The organism is Paenibacillus sp. PAMC 26794, from assembly GCF_000316035.1.
GTDB lineage: Bacteria > Bacillota > Bacilli > Paenibacillales > Paenibacillaceae > Paenibacillus.
In genome coordinates, this window is the sequence record NZ_ANHX01000058.1 from 1 (window position 1) to 18,131 (window position 18,131).

Annotated in this window: 15 protein-coding genes and 1 riboswitch; of the genes, 7 read left to right on the top strand and 8 right to left on the bottom strand. The window is 47.0% G+C overall.

Annotated elements, in window-relative coordinates:
* Positions 1–725: 725 nt before the first annotated feature.
* From D829_RS0120075 to guaA, 3 genes are all read right to left on the bottom strand, one after another.
* Positions 726–2,102: an NCS2 family permease gene (locus D829_RS0120075; protein WP_017690718.1), complete on the bottom strand. Its 1,377-nt coding sequence runs from the start codon at positions 2,100–2,102 to the stop codon at positions 726–728.
* A gap of 171 nt (positions 2,103–2,273) precedes the next feature.
* A riboswitch (purine riboswitch) is annotated at positions 2,274–2,373 on the bottom strand.
* Positions 2,374–2,774: 401 nt separating this feature from the next.
* Entirely contained in the window at positions 2,775–3,026 is a 252-nt protein-coding gene (locus D829_RS0120080; protein ID WP_017690719.1) for a hypothetical protein, read from the bottom strand.
* Positions 3,027–3,341: 315 nt separating this feature from the next.
* Complete coding sequence (guaA, locus tag D829_RS0120085) at positions 3,342–4,880, bottom strand: glutamine-hydrolyzing GMP synthase (protein ID WP_017690720.1); 1,539 nt, start codon at positions 4,878–4,880, stop codon at positions 3,342–3,344.
* Between the two features lie 226 nt (positions 4,881–5,106).
* Here guaA and D829_RS33770 point away from each other — a divergent pair, with 226 nt between their 5' ends.
* On the top strand, positions 5,107–5,247 hold the full coding sequence (locus D829_RS33770) for a hypothetical protein (protein ID WP_193748491.1): 141 nt from the start codon (positions 5,107–5,109) through the stop codon (positions 5,245–5,247).
* Between the two features lie 10 nt (positions 5,248–5,257).
* On the opposite strand, the gene D829_RS0120095 is transcribed toward D829_RS33770, so the two are convergent.
* The 4 genes from D829_RS0120095 to D829_RS31605 form a co-directional block, all read right to left on the bottom strand.
* A complete protein-coding gene (locus tag D829_RS0120095; RefSeq protein WP_017690722.1) occupies positions 5,258–7,618 on the bottom strand; it encodes a transglutaminase-like domain-containing protein in 2,361 nt (786 codons plus the stop codon).
* A complete protein-coding gene (locus D829_RS0120100) occupies positions 7,605–8,870 on the bottom strand; it encodes a DUF58 domain-containing protein (protein ID WP_017690723.1) in 1,266 nt (421 codons plus the stop codon). Before D829_RS0120100 ends, D829_RS0120095 begins: the two co-directional genes overlap by 14 nt.
* The gene (locus tag D829_RS0120105; RefSeq protein WP_017690724.1) at positions 8,867–9,856 is read right to left on the bottom strand and encodes a MoxR family ATPase; all 990 of its coding nucleotides are present in this window, start codon (positions 9,854–9,856) and stop codon (positions 8,867–8,869) included. The genes D829_RS0120100 and D829_RS0120105 overlap by 4 nt, the downstream gene beginning before the upstream one ends.
* 102 nt (positions 9,857–9,958) lie before the next feature.
* On the bottom strand, positions 9,959–11,260 hold the full coding sequence (locus D829_RS31605; RefSeq protein ID WP_017690725.1) for a polysaccharide deacetylase: 1,302 nt from the start codon (positions 11,258–11,260) through the stop codon (positions 9,959–9,961).
* A gap of 240 nt (positions 11,261–11,500) precedes the next feature.
* Here D829_RS31605 and D829_RS0120115 point away from each other — a divergent pair, with 240 nt between their 5' ends.
* The 6 genes from D829_RS0120115 to D829_RS0120140 all read left to right on the top strand — a co-directional run bounded on the left by D829_RS0120115 (position 11,501) and on the right by D829_RS0120140 (position 17,565).
* Positions 11,501–12,148 (top strand): DedA family protein, encoded by a 648-nt coding sequence (locus tag D829_RS0120115; RefSeq protein ID WP_017690726.1) that lies wholly within the window; start codon positions 11,501–11,503, stop codon positions 12,146–12,148.
* Between the two features lie 134 nt (positions 12,149–12,282).
* Positions 12,283–13,797, top strand: coding sequence for a spore germination protein (locus D829_RS0120120; RefSeq protein ID WP_017690727.1), 1,515 nt, complete (start codon positions 12,283–12,285; stop codon positions 13,795–13,797).
* Between the two features lie 20 nt (positions 13,798–13,817).
* Positions 13,818–15,020 (top strand): Ger(x)C family spore germination protein, encoded by a 1,203-nt coding sequence (locus D829_RS0120125; protein ID WP_017690728.1) that lies wholly within the window; start codon positions 13,818–13,820, stop codon positions 15,018–15,020.
* 6 nt (positions 15,021–15,026) lie between these two features.
* The gene (locus tag D829_RS0120130) at positions 15,027–15,263 is read left to right on the top strand and encodes a hypothetical protein (RefSeq protein WP_017690729.1); all 237 of its coding nucleotides are present in this window, start codon (positions 15,027–15,029) and stop codon (positions 15,261–15,263) included.
* 18 nt (positions 15,264–15,281) lie between these two features.
* Entirely contained in the window at positions 15,282–16,406 is a 1,125-nt protein-coding gene (locus D829_RS0120135; protein WP_017690730.1) for an endospore germination permease, read from the top strand.
* Between the two features lie 31 nt (positions 16,407–16,437).
* The gene (locus D829_RS0120140; RefSeq protein WP_017690731.1) at positions 16,438–17,565 is read left to right on the top strand and encodes an endospore germination permease; all 1,128 of its coding nucleotides are present in this window, start codon (positions 16,438–16,440) and stop codon (positions 17,563–17,565) included.
* A 91-nt stretch (positions 17,566–17,656) separates the two neighbouring features.
* On the opposite strand, the gene bcp is transcribed toward D829_RS0120140, so the two are convergent.
* Complete coding sequence (gene bcp, locus D829_RS0120145; RefSeq protein WP_017690732.1) at positions 17,657–18,121, bottom strand: thioredoxin-dependent thiol peroxidase; 465 nt, start codon at positions 18,119–18,121, stop codon at positions 17,657–17,659.
* Between the last annotated feature and the right edge of the window lie 10 nt (positions 18,122–18,131).

Here is an 18,131-nt window from a genome sequence, read left to right on the forward strand (position 1 = left end):
AAATCTCATTTGTGCTCCAGTCGATCTAAGCCAAGGCTTGTCTCGAACTTTCGCGTTCATTCTGCAAGCAGAATGTTTACTCACTCGTTGTTCAGTTTTCAAAGATCAAACTTGTTTTTTTACCGAATGTCGTTCTCTTCAGCAACTCTTATATAATATCATGTCCGAACCAACTTTGCAAGCTCTTTTTTTAAGTTTCTTTCGAAGCTTATTTCATTCGCTTGCCGCACCGTGTATCTAGTGTTTTTTTGGCCGGAAATAGAATATACCATGTACAGTTATGGAACGCAAGTCTTTTTTCGATAAACACTAAATTCTTATAAAATGATTACCCTGTAGACCTTTTAACAAGTATCTCCTTATAACCGGCTTAATGATACATCTGCGCACTAACTTTAATGATCGGAGTAATTAACTTACATACGCAAAAGTTTTTCAAATGATCCCTAATCCAATTATAGAGAAACTCATGTTGTATACAGTACAGACTCATCACGTTATAGAAACTTATTAACCGATGATTTCATTGGATAAACAACCAACAAATCATAGAACATTATACTCATTCCTTCTATATAGAAGGAAAACATTTTTGAAATTCATTTTTCCAAGAAAAGAATACAAAAAAAGCGAAAGCTCCGGGTTCGAATCCCGTGGCTTCCGCTTCTTTCATATATAAGATAACAAACGTATCTCAGATAATTCTTCGTTACACCTAACGAACCCTACTCCCCGCCAATAAATACGTATCGGCAGACTACAATGAGCGCCAAGATCCACATAAGCCAGTGAATTTTCACTTTACGCTCTGTAACCAAGTTACTGAACACCACCAGAATCACATAAGATACGATACCTGCGGAGATCCCGTTTGCGATTCCACCTGTAAAAGGCATCAATACAATGGTAAGGAACGCAGGGAAAGCTTGCAGGAAATCATCCCACTCAATGCTGCGCACTTGACTCATCATAAGCACACCCACGATGATCAATGCCGGAGCCGTCGCAGCGGATGGAACAACAAGCGCAAGCGGTGCGATAAACAGGGCCAAAATGAACAACAAACCTGTCGTTACCGAAGTCAGTCCTGTACGTCCACCTGCCTCAACACCTGAAGCACTTTCAACGTAAGCCGTAATGGTACTTGTACCCAGTGCAGCACCTGCGCTGACACCAACTGCATCGACGAGCATCGCTTTACCAATCGTTTTCTCGCCTTTTTTCTTATCCTTCATAATCCCCATACGTGTTGCAGTTCCTACCATCGTACCAAACGTGTCGAACAATTCAACGAAGGTAAAGATGAAGATGATCTCGAACAATCCGAGACTGATGGCACCTTTCAAATCCAGCTGTCCAACCGCCAGATCACTGAAGTTAGGCAACCAGCTTGCGCCTGAAAGACCACTCAGATTCGTAACGCCCATTGGAATACCAATCAGCGTTGTTGCTACGATCCCGATCAGCAGAGCGCCTTTGACGCGCATAACCATCAATATAGCAATAAGGAGCAAACCAATCAGTGCAAGCAATGCATCATGATGCGTTATAAAGTTACCCAACGATAGATTAAAGCTGCTACCCGGAATCGGCTGACTCAGATCTGCGTCTGGTGCAACATTAACTGTTACAGCCACGAGATTAGCAAGTTTGAAACCAATAATGGTAATAAAGAGACCGATACCAACCGTAATGGCCATTTTGATTGACTGCGGAACTGCAACAAGCAGCATTTGCCGAATCTTCGTCACGGTCAAAATAATGAACACGATACCGGAAAGGAATACCGCTCCGAGAGCTGCTTGCCAAGTAATCGCTCCATTCGAGCTTAGAACGACAGTCATGAAGTACGCATTCAATCCCATACCTGGTGCGAGCGCGATCGGAATATTCACGAACAATCCCATAATAATAGTCATTAATCCGGCGCCGACGGCTGTTGCAAAGAATACTGCATTATCCGACATCCCCGCACCGGCTTGTCCCAAGAACAACGTATTTACAAAAAGAATGTAAGCCATTGTCATAAACGTAGTGAGACCCGCAACAATCTCCGTTCTAACGTTTGTTCCGTTTTCTTTTAATTTAAAGAAACGATCCATAATTACTAACTCCCCCTTAGAGATGTTGAAGCCATATTGAAAAACGACAAAAGACCCTGATGAAGATTCTTCACCCAGGGTTCAGCTGACAAGGAGTGGCATGGTGCCTTTACTAAGAACAAAAAAAATTCTAATGTGCGTGATGTCCCCGCAATCATGTAGAATTCATGTGCTTAGCCTTCTCCTCTTCGTAGCCAGATCATTAGGGTGATCTCGTAGAGACTCCCGGGCCAATCCCCAGGATTATACGAATAAGTATGCGCTATTTGTTTGTTTCCCATCACTATTTTAGGAGGGCAGCATGTTTTTGTCAATGAGAAAAACGAATATTAATGTCACTCTTATATAATATCGTTCGTATTATTTAACAGATTGAACCAGTTCAGCGGTTTACAACCCAATTGAATACGCCTTTTTCGATGAGATCTCAATGGGATATGTCCATTCTTTCAGACTGAAAGTTCCGCGGATAACATAAAAAACTAGCCTGATCAGAGGGCGAGAAGCGCTCTAATCAGGCTAGCTTATGTTTCTGATGCGTTTTAGCAATCAGGTGAATGATGATATAGGAGTAACGATATCTCGTATTCCAAAGGCTTATACTCATTAGGTATATGGAGCAATTTGCGACATGTTCCGGAGCTATTTTTTACCGGATCAGTCCTATGTTAATTATATCTCTGTCTGCGGAGTATCCTGTATATCTTGTTGTTCCTGATTTGTGTTCGTTGTTGTGTCAGAGGATAACTCCTGGTTACTGGACTGATCGGAAGAAGCATCCGCTGCCTCTAAATTCACAAATGGAAAGTCCCCCGAACCGGAAGCCAGATCTTGCATACCTGAACCGCATCCTGCCAGCATCACCATCAGAAACGCACTTCCAATGCCCATCTTCCATTTGCTCATATAGTCGGTTTTACGCATACATTCAATTCTCCCTTCAGTAGCCATAGCTCTTAGTATGTACTTATTGTACAGGCCCGACCTGAAAGGATCATGAACTCAACTTTAAAATGGGATTAATTTTGAGATTTATAAAGAAAACATTGTCCTAATACAAGTTTAATCATAATATACGCAATAAAAAAACTCCCTTCTATTTGCGAAACAACGCAGATAAAAGAGAGTTATTTTTGCATTTTATTGTTGCAGGTCTATACGTGCTGTCAACGCTGCTAACGCCATAAACCCTGATGTATCAGGGTTTTAAAGCTATTAACAATGTGAATATTTCACACCCTATTCCCACTCGATTGTTGCAGGTGGTTTGGATGTTACGTCATAGACGATACGGTTTACGTTATCAACTTCATTAACAATCCGTACGGAGATTTTCTCCAGCACATCCCAAGGGATACGTGCCCAGTCCGCAGTCATACCGTCGATGGATGTTACAGCACGGATACCTACAGTGTAGGAATACGTACGCGCATCACCCATAACGCCAACACTCTTCATGTTCGGCAGGGCTGTGAAGTACTGCCAGATTTCGCGGTCTAGACCGGCTTTGGCAATCTCTTCACGCAGGATGTAGTCTGAGTCACGAACAATTTTAAGTTTCTCTTCGGTAACCTCACCTAAAACACGGATCGCAAGACCTGGACCAGGGAACGGCTGACGGTGAACAATTTCGTCCGGCAGGCCACACTCGGTACCGACTTTACGTACTTCATCCTTGAACAACGTGCTCAGTGGCTCAATCAGTTTGAAGTTCATGTCCTCAGGCAGACCGCCCACGTTGTGGTGGGATTTGATGGTCTGTGCAGTCGCTGTACCACTTTCTACGATGTCCGTGTAGAGTGTACCTTGTGCCAGGAATGCAAAATCATCGAACTGCTTGGACTCTTCGTCAAATACGTAAATAAACTCGTTACCGATGATTTTACGTTTTTGTTCTGGATCATCCACGCCAGCCAGTTTGGACATGAAGCGCTCTTGTGCATCAATTTTGACAACTTTCATGTCGAATTTGCCGACAAACGTCTCCATTACACTTTCTGCTTCGCCTTTGCGCAGCAGACCGTGGTCGATAAACATACATGTCAGTTGATCACCAATGGCTCTGTGAAGCAATGCAGCTACAACGGAAGAATCTACACCGCCGCTAAGCGCACACAGTACTTTACTGTCGCCCACTTTTTCACGAATGTCTTTGATGGTGTCATCGATGAATGTCTCCATCGTCCAGTTGCCTTCGCAACCACAGATTTCGAACAGGAAGTTACGAATCATGTCGTTACCGCGAACAGAGTGACGTACCTCAGGGTGGAACTGAACAGCATACAATTTACGCTCATCGTTGCTCATGGCAGCGATTGGCGCACTTTCCGTGCCTGCATCCAGTTTGAAACCTGGAGGAAGTGTAACCACGTGGTCACCGTGACTCATCCATACCGTATGTTCGCCTTCAATGCCTTTTGCCAATGTAGATCCAGCAGCAAACTCAAGGTCTGCTTTACCGTACTCTCGCTTCTCGGAACGTTCTACTTTACCTTCGAGCTGTTGGGCCATAAGCTGCATTCCGTAGCAGATACCAAAGATTGGTACGCCCAGGTCATAGACACCTGGGTCCACGTGTGGAGCATTCTCAGCGTATACGCTGGACGGGCCACCCGAAAATACGATTCCTTTTGGTGCTATTTCTGCGATCTTTTCCGCCGGTGTATTATACGGCAAAAGCTCGCTGTATACGCCAAGATCCCGGATTCTTCTGGCGATTAACTGATTGTATTGACCCCCGAAGTCAAGGACAACTACAATTTCATTCTGTTTATTCATAACCGTGCCTCCCTCAATTCAATGAAACTAATTATACGCAACGACAAAACATACCGTCAAGGAAAGGCGAAACTCCTTTTTTCGACATATCAAAACAGGATTACCAAATGCCTCTAAATATGAAATTTCGAATAGAAAAGCTTGGCAGCAAGATGCTGGTTCAAGTGTATGATCATGGAAAGACGCCTCGTTCGCAGCGCAGCGCGAAAGGCGTCTTATGTATGGCATGCAGCGTAAACCAAATGCTGCGTTTAAAAACAGTGCGCAGCCAATGGTGATCTTCATCTGCCCACAAGTGGCTATGCTCTATTGGAAAGCGAAAGCGATTGTATGGCAGCTGCTTCGCATCTTTGGTGTAACGTTGTAACATCCTTGTGTTACAACGCCTGCAACCGCCGGGCCAAACGAAGTGCCCGGCGCAGGAAGTTCAGACTGTCCGCGCGCAGCGGACGGTCTGGCCCATACAGCAGCCGTTCCCAGTCGGCTGCAAACCGCGCGATGTCCGCGCCGTCCGCGCCTGCGGCCAAAGCCGGTGACGCTGCATATTCACGCAGCGTCATACCCGGCGGCCGCGGGCCGTACCGGCGCGCGAGCGCGGCCCAGACCGGAGCGGCGGCACGCAGCAGCCACTCGCGGTCCGGAAAGCTGCTGCGCGGCCACGCCAGCAGCAGCCTGATCCGCAGCGCGGGGCGTAGCCGTCGCATGCGGACCAGAGCAGCGGCCCCCAGCAGGGCCGCTGCCACAAGGGCTGCCGCGAGCCATGGCTCCGCGGCAATGGCCCGTGCGCGGGCGAGCAGCCATGCGCCCGCGTTAGCCAATCCGCCGCTCATATACGGCGGAGTCTCCGCAACAGGCTGCGGCCCAGCGAGCGCTGCCACATCTTCGCCCACTCCTTGCGCCATGGCGAAGCCCGGCGTAGCCTCAAACGGCATCCAGCCTGCACCCGGAAAATATACCTCTACCCAGGAATGTGCATCTCCTTGGGATATTATGTACTGACCGCGTAAATTCGGGTCAGCCATTCCAGGCCCAAAGCCTTTAACCCAGCGTGCAGGGATCCCCTCCGCACGAAGTAACACAATCATTGCTGTGGAGAAATGATTACAATATCCCTGCCGTGTGACGAATAGAAAATCGTCCACAAAATCTGTTCCACGCGGTGGCATACGGGTATCCAACGTATACTCGGCATGAGCAGCCAGATAAGTCTTGACAGCTTGCACAGCGTCATACCGTGTCTCACTGCCTTGAATGATTTCCTTGGCGAGCGTCTGCACTCGACCCGGGAGTGATGTGGGCAATTGAAGATATGTCCTCCGAATAACTGCAGGATCTTTCCCTTTATTCGTCTTCCCAAGCAGACGTAACTGTTCAGGTGTTGAGACAGGAACCATGACGTCTGCCGAATAATTTTTAACCATCTTATCGTCCCCTGAGCTCGAGAGCCACAGTGTTGCCGAATCGCGATTAGACAGCAAAGAAAACATGTTTTCCTGATTATCCTTGTTTTTATCCTGGAAAGATACGTTGACCGGTATGCCCCCGGTAAAGAGTGGATTTGGCCCTTTCCACTCTCGCTGCATCGTAACGGTTTGGCGAATGCGACTCCAATAGGTTGGATTCTCCCATCCATCTGTGCGTAGCATTCCGGATGGACTGTTCGTTTCGAAGCTTTGACCCGGATCACTCCAAGTACTACCGTTATAATATGAACGGGTCTCCCCTCGCCAATACGTCACTTTCGGACTCTTCGCTATAAAAAAGATCGAGTTCCCCTGCACCAACGGTGCTCCCATAGGCGCGTCCGCTGTGCTATATCCCGTGACTGCCGTTGCAGCAGGGATACTACTGTGCTGTGTATAACCTGCCCAGCGAGCTATGCGTTCACCCATCTGCTCCAAAGATATGCGTTCCGGTTGAGGAATGGAAGCAAACTGGCCAGGTAACGCTGAGAGAAGCACCATACCTGCGGAAGCAACGATAGTTACGGCACTCCAACGTCCATAGGGGCTGCCGCGATAACTCGGAGTAGTGACTCCTCCATTGAGACGTAGTAGTTGAAGCAGAGCCTGAATAAGAAAAGTCCATAGGACAGACCGTATTACGGAAGCATACACATCCAGCCCCGCAAAGGATTCAAGCAGAAGTAAATAGAGCAGCGTTGCACTGCCAAACAGCATAACGCTACGACGTAACAATACGAGGGATTGCACAGAAGCCATGAGCATGCTCCAGCCGCACATCATGAACAAACCTCTCGTTTCTGTACTAATCGAGTGGAATCGCCAGTTATTTATAAAAGTGTCCATATCCTCTGAAAATATTCCCGGATAAGCGGCTGCCCAGCCGACAGGATCACTTCCTCCGTACATCAGACATAAAGCAGCGAGTGCAATGAATAATCGGATCAGCACTCCGGTGATCCATCCTGTACGAATTAACCCCGCGAGCAACAATGCTCCAGTTAATCCCGCCATTACGGACAAGAACCGTTCACTGCCCTGCTGATCTGATGATGTAACCGGATATATCCACTCCAGAGACAGTATAAGTAAAATGGCCGAAATAACAATTTTGTACAGGACAGGTACGCTCACATATCCCTCATCCTTTATATCCGTTACAGAATTCTGGTTCACAGCTTTATATACAGAATAGGCCGATTCTATTCTCGTACGGTCCGTTGACTCTAAGTCGGCAGTGGAATTGGGTTGCTGGTTACCATTACGCTCCCACATCCGTTACCTCCACCTTTCCCAATGAAGATAACGCAACGTCTGTAACCGCGTGGATCGGCACCCCGCTGTGACGAAGCCGCTCCAAGCTTAAGCTGTCATATCCCAATCCATTCATCAATCTATCCGTTGATCCTAATTGGTCCTGGTTTGCTTCAGTCAATTGCACCTCTACACGATAACCCGACCCGATTGCAGTTATGATCCATTCGGCCAGAACCTGATCCATCTTACCTGTGAGAACCACAATTCGCGACCCACTCGTCAGTCCATCCAGCATCTCCGTTCGAAGCGAAACAGAGCCTGATTGTGTTTTGGATATTTGCGCCCCCGCTAACTTGTCCAGTCCATGATTCTCATCATCTGCATGGATCGGCCCATGTTGCCAATGATCTTGTGCATCATAGCTCTTATCGCCGCCTTCCATCCACAGATGATAAGGAATGTCATCCCGCTCAGCGGTATGAATCCAGCGGGCAGCTGCACGAACCACTCGTTCAAAAGCAGGTGCATCCATGTTCTCCCGTTGTTTTACGTCATAACCCGACGCGCCTTCATACACAAGGATGCCAAGCGAAGCTAGATCCGTGGTATCAGGCAGAAAGGTCTGAAGTTTTCCCGTTTTGGCTGTACTTTTCCAATGAACTCGTCCCAGTGGGTCACCCTGCTGATATTCACGGAACTCAGGGCTACGGTTTCCCTGGCTATTTCTTCGCTCCGACAGAGTCCCTTCAATCATCGCTGCGAATTCTACCGAATCACCCTTCCCCCAAGCTGTTGCTTGAGGAACAACAATCAAGGGGGTACCTCCCGCGGTCTCTGCGGAGAGGGTATTCCAGCCAAACATATCACCCCAATACAATCTGCCCGTATCCCATCTGTAGACTCCTCTACGTAACCCGGAACATTCATATTGATAGGTAAATTGTCGCCGTGTTCCCGGGAAAATTAATTTGCGATGAACACCTGCAGGAGTGTTCTCACACAGAACGACCCATAACAATGGAATACGGCAATTGAATTCCAGCTCGACCAGAACCCGTACCTGCTCGCCCGCCTCAATCCGGTTCGTATGTATTTTCCGACGGATGTGAATACGCCGTGGTCTGAACCAATGGAGAAGCAAACCTCCTGTGAACATCAAGAAAGCCATAACGGATAGAAACAACGCCGCTTTGCCCCCATGCCACTGATACAAGGAAGCAAAAGCCACTACCAAGACAGCACTCACAATCCGTTGTCCCAGCGCAGTCATTGCCTCCGTCCCCTTCCCTGTGATGCCATCTGTACAGGTACCGGGACCGATGACAATGCTTCTTCAATGACTTGTGCTTGCCCCCAAACCTCCGCTCTGTTCTGGGCCTTCAATTGAATACGGTGGGAAAGGACAGGCACAGCTACCTCTTTCACATCATCCGGAATGACATAACTGCGTCCTTGAAGATAGGCAAATGACTGCGCCGCAGCCATCCAGGCCAGTGTTCCACGCGGACTGATGCCCAGTCTGACCGCCGGAAGGCTGCGAGAGGCTACAGCAACAGCCACCAGATACTGTTTGACGACCGGATCAACATGTACCTGTTTGACTTCACGCTGCATAGCTACGACCTCTTCAGCAAGCAGGACAGGGCGAAGTTCATCAAGCGCTTCTCTACCTTGCATGCGTGTTAACAATTCCAATTCCTGTTCCGGATCGGGATACCCCAGTCCAATTCTCATGATAAATCGATCCAGCTGTGCTTCAGGCAGACGGTACGTACCCTCAAACTGTAACGGGTTCTGTGTCGCCAGCAGAAAGAACGGGCGTGGCAAGGCATAGGTTGTGCCATCAACCGTAATACGTCGTTCCTCCATTGCCTCCAGCAGGGCAGACTGAGTGCGTGGTGAAGCGCGATTTATTTCATCAGCCAGGACAACGTTGGACATGACAGGCCCGGGCCGAAACTTGAATTCAGCTGTATGGGGATGATAGATTGAAGTGCCCGTAACATCTGCCGGCATGACATCGGACGTGAATTGAATCCGGCCCATGGAGCAGTCCAGTGCAGAAGCAACGGCACGAACCAGCATCGTTTTCCCGGTACCCGGCACATCTTCCAGAAGTACATGCCCCCCACTGAGCATTGCAGTAAGGACATAACGAATCTCTGTTTTTTTGCCAATAATCACACTCTCAACACGCTTCATGACCCTGTTTAACAATTCAACAGCATGTTCATGTTCCATTCGGATATAAGACATTTCTCTGATCTCCTTCCGTTCATCAGCATTCCTGAACCATAGTAATCTATGATTCAGTGTTGCCCGGAAGTAGAGAGAATAGTCCTGCAAGAATGACTTTCTTCAGATCATTTTATACTTAAATATGCTGTTCATGGCCGAAATGGATCTGGAAGTGCCCGCCTTCACCGTCCACTCTGCTTCATTACTGGTTAAGGAATTCACCCTCAACCCCATCTGCTCCAATAACTCACGTAACGGAACCCAGATGGTTCCACCCTGACTCTGTACTGCTCCCGTTTCAATTACCCCTGTTGTTGTCAGTGTTCCGCTCACACTGTCCGCGTGAATCGTTCTTTCCTTCCATACTGCTATGGCTGTTCTTGTTTCAGAGTCCCAGCGAGTGCTGCCCCCGAATTTTTTCATGAAAGTACGCAAAGGCACCATGATTCGTTGTCCCTCCATGCGGAACTCACCTGGTTGCAAGGTAGCCGCAGCCAATCCCACCTCTACCTTCAGCTTCTTGCTTGCAAGCCATAACGTCGCGTTCGCTTCTACATGTTCTGCGATCCAGGCCTTTCCTGGCGCCTTGCGGGCCTTATACTTACCATCTGGATGAACACGGAATTGAACTGGTTGATCTGTACTCTTTATGGTGTCAAAACGATATCCATGATCACGATAATATTTGATAATACCCGGAAGTGCTTTTACCGTTTCAGCATGTGCACCACCGTCATGCATCAGGACAATGACCGAACGTGCTCCCGCAGGTACTTTGGTCGAATTGCTGAGGATCTCTTTGGCCGGAACACCTTTACGCTTGGAATCCCCACTGTCGACGTTCCAGTCCATGACGGTGTATCCACCCAATTGCAGCAAATCAAAATAACTCTTATCAAAATTCCCGTAGGTACCGCCTGGTGCTCGCACCAGATTCGGACGGAAACCGGTTATACGCTCCAGCACTTCCTCTGTCTGCTTGATCTGTTTCCAGAACACTTTAAAATCACTGTACAGCTGTTTGTATTGATGATTGAACGTATGATTGCCCAAAGCATGTCCATCCTCCACAAGACCACGGATTAACTCGGGATAACGTTCTGCCTGCTCACCCAGCACAAAAAATGTAGCTAAAACCTTCTCCTTGCGCAAAATATCCAATACTTCATGGGTATGGTTACCCGGTCCGTCGTCAAAACTCAGATAAACTACCTTGTCTTGAGTATTCTTATCTTCCGGGATTGGATCACCTGAGCCGGAAGCAGAAGATGCATAAGCCGTGCCTGCATATACAGCAAATGCACATAACAATATCGCAATACGCATGAGAATGACAGACCACTGTCCAGCTAAAAACATATGTATGGTTGTTGCAGAGTTTCCCCCATTTTCCTTGATTCTCAATTCCAGTCTCTGTACCATTTACGAATCGACCTCCACCGTCTCTAGTAATTTGCTGATAGACTTCAGCAGATTTGTTAGAATTATATGGAGGCTACATTGAAAAAAGACGTGATTTTGTTTAATATTTTTTCACAATTTGCGATCTAGCCTGATTGATTCTTCGCTTCAGATTAGGTAGCATAATGAACAGGCAGAACACATTAAAACACCTTGGAGAGTATTCTTGCTCCCACCCCGTATTCAGGAGAGTGAAATCTATTGGAATTGCTTGAGAAGATCCAACATCTGTTTGGGTCCTACGGATACAGCGTATTGTTTTTTGGCTTGTTGCTTGAATTCATCGCACTTCCCTTTCCTGGTGAAACAACGATGGCTTACGCAGGGTTTCTCTCCTACAAGGGGCATCTCGACTTCGGAATCCTCACCATACTGGCTTTTCTGGGGACAACGATTGGCATGACAATCACTTATTTTATTGGAGCCAAAGCAGGACTGCCCTTTATAACACGATACGGAAAATGGTTTCTGCTGAAGCAGGACAAGCTCGATAAAACGCAAAAGTGGTTTGCCAAGTATGGTAATGCCTTAATCTTCATCGGTTATTTCATTCCGGGAGTAAGACATTTCACTGGATATTTCGCAGGCATAGCCGCTGTTCCCTTTCGCAAATTCGCTCTCTACGCCTATTCAGGTGCGTTGTTCTGGGTTGTACTGTTTCTGGGCATTGGCAAAATATTTGGCCCCCAGTGGAACGCCGTATTCCATCTGGCTCATCAATATGCAGCATATATCGTGGGAGGAATTGGCCTATTGCTCATCGTAGCCGTACTCTATCGTTACCGCAAAGCATGGACAGCAAGATCCACCGTATCCAAGCCAGCCCCTGTTCGACAAAGACAAAAGTAAATTCGGGCAAAAGTCCATCTATAATAAGCAGGCAAGGAGTTGCGAATAATCGCGGCTCCTTTTTTTTTGTGATAATCCGAATTCATCCAGGTCATACTAACTTGAAAATATAGGGTGTATAGGGAGGTGAAGGTATGAGCAACTCAACGCAGGATCGTCAAGATCAGAGGCAAATCTCTCCGGATCTAAGCGAAAATATGGAATACTGCAAGCAAGTGATGGGGAACAGCAACGACTTGATGATGCGCCCTCTCCAGTGTTTACATAAATGGCCTGCAGTTATGTTGTACATCGATGGATTAGTGGATGTGCAGATTCTGAATCATTCCATCCTGGAATCCCTGTTAAAGACACATGAACTTCCGGAATTCTCTGCAGATGATGAGCATCTGAGCTACCTCCAGAATGACATTCTGGCTGCGAGCAATGTAACATTTGTGGATGACATGGAAGATGTGCTTAATGCTCTCCTGTCCGGTTCGGCCATCCTGCTACTCGAAGGCTGTGCACGCGGGTTAAAAATTGCCGCAGCGGGTTGGGAAGATCGTGCTGTTGGTGAACCCATCTCACAGACCGTTGTTCGAGGTCCTATGGAGGGATTTAATGAAAATTTGCGTACAAATACATCCTTGATTCGCAAACGGATTCGTGACCCTCATCTCTGGATCGAAGAAAAGGAGATTGGCCGGATCACCAAAACAAGGGTTGCGGTCTTATATCTGAAGCATACCGTTGATCCGGAAGTGGTAGAGGAACTAAGGCGCAGGCTCGATGAGATCGATATTGACGGGATTCTGGAGAGCGGGTACATCGAGGAACTTGTACAAGACGAAACCAGAACGTTATTCCCCACGGTTTACAATAGTGAACGTCCAGATACGGTTTGTTCTGCTTTGCTTGAGGGCAGAGTAGCCATCATCGTGGACGGTACGCCTTTTGTGCTGCTGGTTCCTGCCTTGTTCGTGCATTTCTTCCAATCGCCGGAGGATTACTATCAACGGGCCGATATCAGCACATTGATTCGCTTGATTCGTTATCTGTCCTTTTTTATCGCTTTACTAGCTCCATCATTCTATATTGCCATTACCACCTTTCACCAGGAAATGTTGCCCACCAATATGCTCATTAGTCTGGCAGCTCAACGTGAAGGCGTTCCTTTTCCCGCATTCATTGAAGCCATACTGATGGAACTGACCTATGAAATTTTGCGAGAAGCAGGTATACGTATTCCGAAAACGGTCGGTCAGGCCGTTTCCATTGTCGGAACACTGGTCATTGGCCAAGCAGCCGTAGATGCAGGAGTTGTCTCCGCTGCAATGGTTATTATCGTATCCATAACGGCCATATCCAGTTATGTCATTCCAGAGAATGGACTGTCCATCTCTGTCCGAATTCTGCGATTTGTATTGATGATACTCGCGGCAGCTTTTGGTTTCTACGGTATTCTAATTGTTTTGCTCATCACGGTTACACACCTGTGCAGCTTGCGTTCTTTTGGCGTACCGTATATGTCTCCCTTTGCACCTCTGATTCAGAAAGATCTGAAAGATACGCTGTTTCGTGTACCCTGGTCCCGTATGAAAACCCGTCCACTCTCTACGGGTACACCGAACAAAACCAGACAAGGCAGCAAAAAAATGAAGCGTTAATTCGGTAAGGAGAACAACGTATGAACAAGAGCTTCCGATTAATTGTATGCATTGCATTCCTGCTCCCTCTCCTTACCGGATGCTGGGATCGCCAGGAACTGAATGAACTTGGCATTATGCTGGGTCTTGGTGTAGACAAGGATGGCGATTTGATTAAAGTGAGTGCTCAGGTCGTTGTCCCGAATGAAGTATCCTCCAAGTCAGGGGGAGGGAATGGCACTCCTGTCACGCTGTACGAAGCATCCGCGCCAACGCTGTTTGAAGCGATTCAGAAGCTGACCGAGACAAGTCCACGCCGTATATTTATGGCGCATATCCGTGTGTTGGTATTCGGCGAAGAATATGCACGCAAAGATGGCATCTACGATGTCATGGAAGCGTTAATGAGGGAACCTACTGCTAGACCCGATTATTACGTCATGGTTGCACGAAATACTACAGCTTCCAAAGTACTGGACGTACTTACCCCATTGGAAAACATTCCTGCGGAGAAGTTATTTAATTCTTTGGACGTGTCTGCCAAGACCTGGTCTCCCACAACAACCGTAACCGGCGACCAATTAGTTGAATATATGCTGACACCTGGAATACAGCCTGTAATCACTGGTGTAGAGGTCGTTGGCAATTTAGCGAGAAGCGGAAGCAAAGATAATATTGGGACAATCAAGTCTCCTGCTCGACTGAATTCTACGGGATTAAGCATCTTCAAAAAGGACAAACTGGTTGGCTGGTTAACCGAAGATGAATCGAAAGGATACAACTATATCCGCGACAATGTGGTGTCTACCGTCAGTCACATGCCTTGCCGAAAGGGAGGAAATGTGACGTTCAAAGCTCTCCGCACCAAGACCCAACGAAAAGCAAAGGTCATTAACGACCAGCCTGTGATCCACATTAAACTCAAAAATGTGTCTTCCATTGGTGCAGTAGAGTGCGGAATCAGAATTGGTTCAATGAAAACGCTCAAAGAGTTGGAAAAGGACAGTGAGGAGCGACTGATAGACCTGATGGAAAAATCCGTGAATTCAGTGCGGCGAAAGTTCCATATTGACATTTTTGGATTCGGTCAGGAAGTGTATCATGCCGATCCTAAGTTTTTTAAAAAGATTGAGAAGGATTGGGATCAATATTTTGAAAATCTGGATGTTACGTATGAAGCCAATGTACAGATCAAACGTGTAGGTACACTGGATGATTCATTCAAGGAGGATTTGAAGGAGTGAGACCGGATGTTGATTACAATTACTGTCATTGTCATAGGGGGCCTCGTAGGCTTGGTTGATCTTCCAGGTCTCATCCGCCGCAAGGAATGGAGGGAAACAGCTGTGTACAGCGGAATGCTCGTCATAGCCACAGGGTTCAGTGTGATTGCAGCCAACCTCTGGGATTTCCCCAGTCCGCTCTATATCATCATGTGGATCTATGAACCTGTTAATCAATTCTTGGCACATCTGACGGGAACCTAGAAAAAGGAGAGGACCATTATGCTTGAACAGGGGCGCCTTGGAACAAGACAATTGACCACGCTCACTTTTATGATGGTGGTCGGGGATATGATGCTGATCTACCCCTCAGTCATCACGTCCTATGCCAAACAAGACTCCTGGATTTGTGCTTTTATAGGCGTTCCTCTGGGGATGGCACTGATGGCCATGATCCTGAAGCTATGTAGTATGCACCCAGAAAAAAATCTGGTGCAGATGGCACGAAGCATTCTAGGGTTCTGGCCAGGTACTTTCTTTTCCTGCTTCTACCTGTTCTTTTTCATTATTGGGGCTTCCACGCATACGAGAGAAGTCGGCGATTTCATGACCACACAAATCTTTCAGTACACCCCGATTCGCATCATTATTCTGATGTTCGTCATTGTAATCGGCTGGGGAGTGTGGCATGGATTGGAGACAATGGGACGAAGTAGTGAACTACTGATGCCTGTTGTTATTGTGTTTATTGTCGTTCTTGCAGTCTGTCTGCTTCCTCAGGTGGATACCAGCAATTTGAAGCCAGTAAGTGATACAGGCGTCGTCTCTATCTCGCAGGGCATTCTGGTAAGCATTATATATCCCATCGGTGAGGTCGTCCCCATCATGATGATTCTGCCCTATGCCGCCAAGCAGGCTCATCAAACACGGGATATGCTTATTGCAGCAGGCTTAGGCAGTTTGATATTGGCAACGCTTGTTACCATATCGCTGCTGGTTCTGGGTGCCTTTCTTACGCAACATAACATATATGCATCTTTTGTTTTGTCCCAGAAAATCAGTATTGGGAGCTTTTTTGAACGTATAGAAGCGATTATGGCTTCTTCCTGGATGATCTCTACGTACTTCAAAGCGATGATATACTTATACGCCTTTATTGTTGGTTGTGCGGAACTGTTCAAGCTTAAGCAGTATCGAATGCTTGTACTCCCTGCGTCCATACTCGTGTTCGGATTAGCCAATCTGGTCTCACCCAGCATAACCTTTATTGTGATCACCGTTGTTCCATACTGGGTAGATTGGGATACCACATTGGGGATCATTCTGCCCGGCTGCCTTCTGTTGATACAATTGCTCAAGTCTTACAGAAAATCATCGGTTACTCCAAACAATTCATCACAGGAATGAGTACTTTTTTTGGGGAAGGAGCCTGGGGTCTATGTTAATTAAGGAGAAAATCACCATTAGGCAATTTGCAGTCCTTACCTTTCTCGTCATGGTTGGGGACATGATTCTACTCTATCCCTCCGTGGTTACTGCTTCGGGTCAACAGGATGCATGGATCTGTTCTCTTATCGGTCAGCCGATCGGCTTACTCATCATGTGGGTGCTATACAAACTTCATCAGACGCATCCTGATCTTTCCCTTATTGAAATCTGCCAAAAAATACTTGGCCGGTGGGCGGGGTCTGTTTTGTCGGCTGCATATCTATTTTATTTCGCCATAGGCGCTGCCATATGCATCCGTGAAGTCGGTGACTTTATGACCACACAGATCTACCTTCAGACCCCCATTCGAGTCATTATAATTATCCTTATGTGCGCTCTGGTCTGGGGGCTTATGCATGGCTTGCATACGATAGGAAGTAGCAGTGAACTGCTGACTCCGATCGTTGTTGCCTTTATGATTCTGTTATTTCTGGGGCTCATGCCCAAAGTAAACAGTTCACATCTGCAGCCTTATTTGAACACCCCTTGGCTCCATCTGATTCATTCCATCATTCGGGGAGCCTTTACTTCCTTTGGTGAACTCATCGTGATCACCATGGTTCTTCCATATGTAATGTCCGGGCCTCATATCAAACGTGATATGTTACTCGCTACCTTATGTGGAGGATTGCTGCTAACCACACTGTTGCTCATTTCGCTCATGATTTTTGGACCCTTTCTGACCCAGCATGACATCTACATTTCCTATACCCTGTCCCAGAAAATTAATATCGGCAACTTTTTCGAGCGAATTGAGGCCTTTATGGCGACTGCTTGGTTAATTGCTACCTATTTCAAAAGCCTGCTGTACATGTTCTCCTTTGTCGTTGGAACAGCTCAACTATTTCGGTTAAAGACGTACAAGCCTCTCATCCTGCCATCAGCGATGTTATTATTCGCTCTAGCTGTACTGATTTCTCCCAATGTCATTTTCTACACCAATACGATCATGCCCGCTTGGGTGGATTGGGATATCACGGTAAGCTTTCTTATTCCGCTATTCCTTCTGCTCGTGCATCGGCTTCGTTCGGGCAAGAGCAAGAACAATTCAACCAATAATAAACGATTGCCCACCTAAAAAGGCTGTGTTCACGGTAAATTCCGCGAAGCACAGCCTTTAATGATGGAACGGTTAAGATGTATTTATTCACACATGTCTAAATCATTTATTAAAATGTCTTCACAGCCTCAAGCGCAGCCTCAATATGTCCTTTGACCCGAACTTTGGACCAATCCTTGATCAATTTCCCCTCTTCATCAATCAGAAAAGTGGAGCGAACCATACCCATGTACTCCTTGCCATACATTTTCTTCAGCTGCCATACCCCGTATTGCTCGGCTACAACGTGCTCTTCATCCGATAACAAGGTGAACGGCAGTCCATATCTGGCAATAAACTTGTCATGTTGTTTCATCGGATCGGTGCTGATTCCGAGAATGACCGTGTTCAGCCCTTCAAATTCAGCATGTCGATCCCGAAAATCACAAGCCTGTTGCGTACAGGACGAAGTCATATCCTTAGGGTAAAAATAAAGCAGTACCCGCTGTCCGCGGTAATCCGAAAGCTTTACCGATTCTCCCGTACTGGACGGAAGCTCAAAATCCGGTGCCAATTCGCCTACTTTTAACGTCATGTCAGTTCCT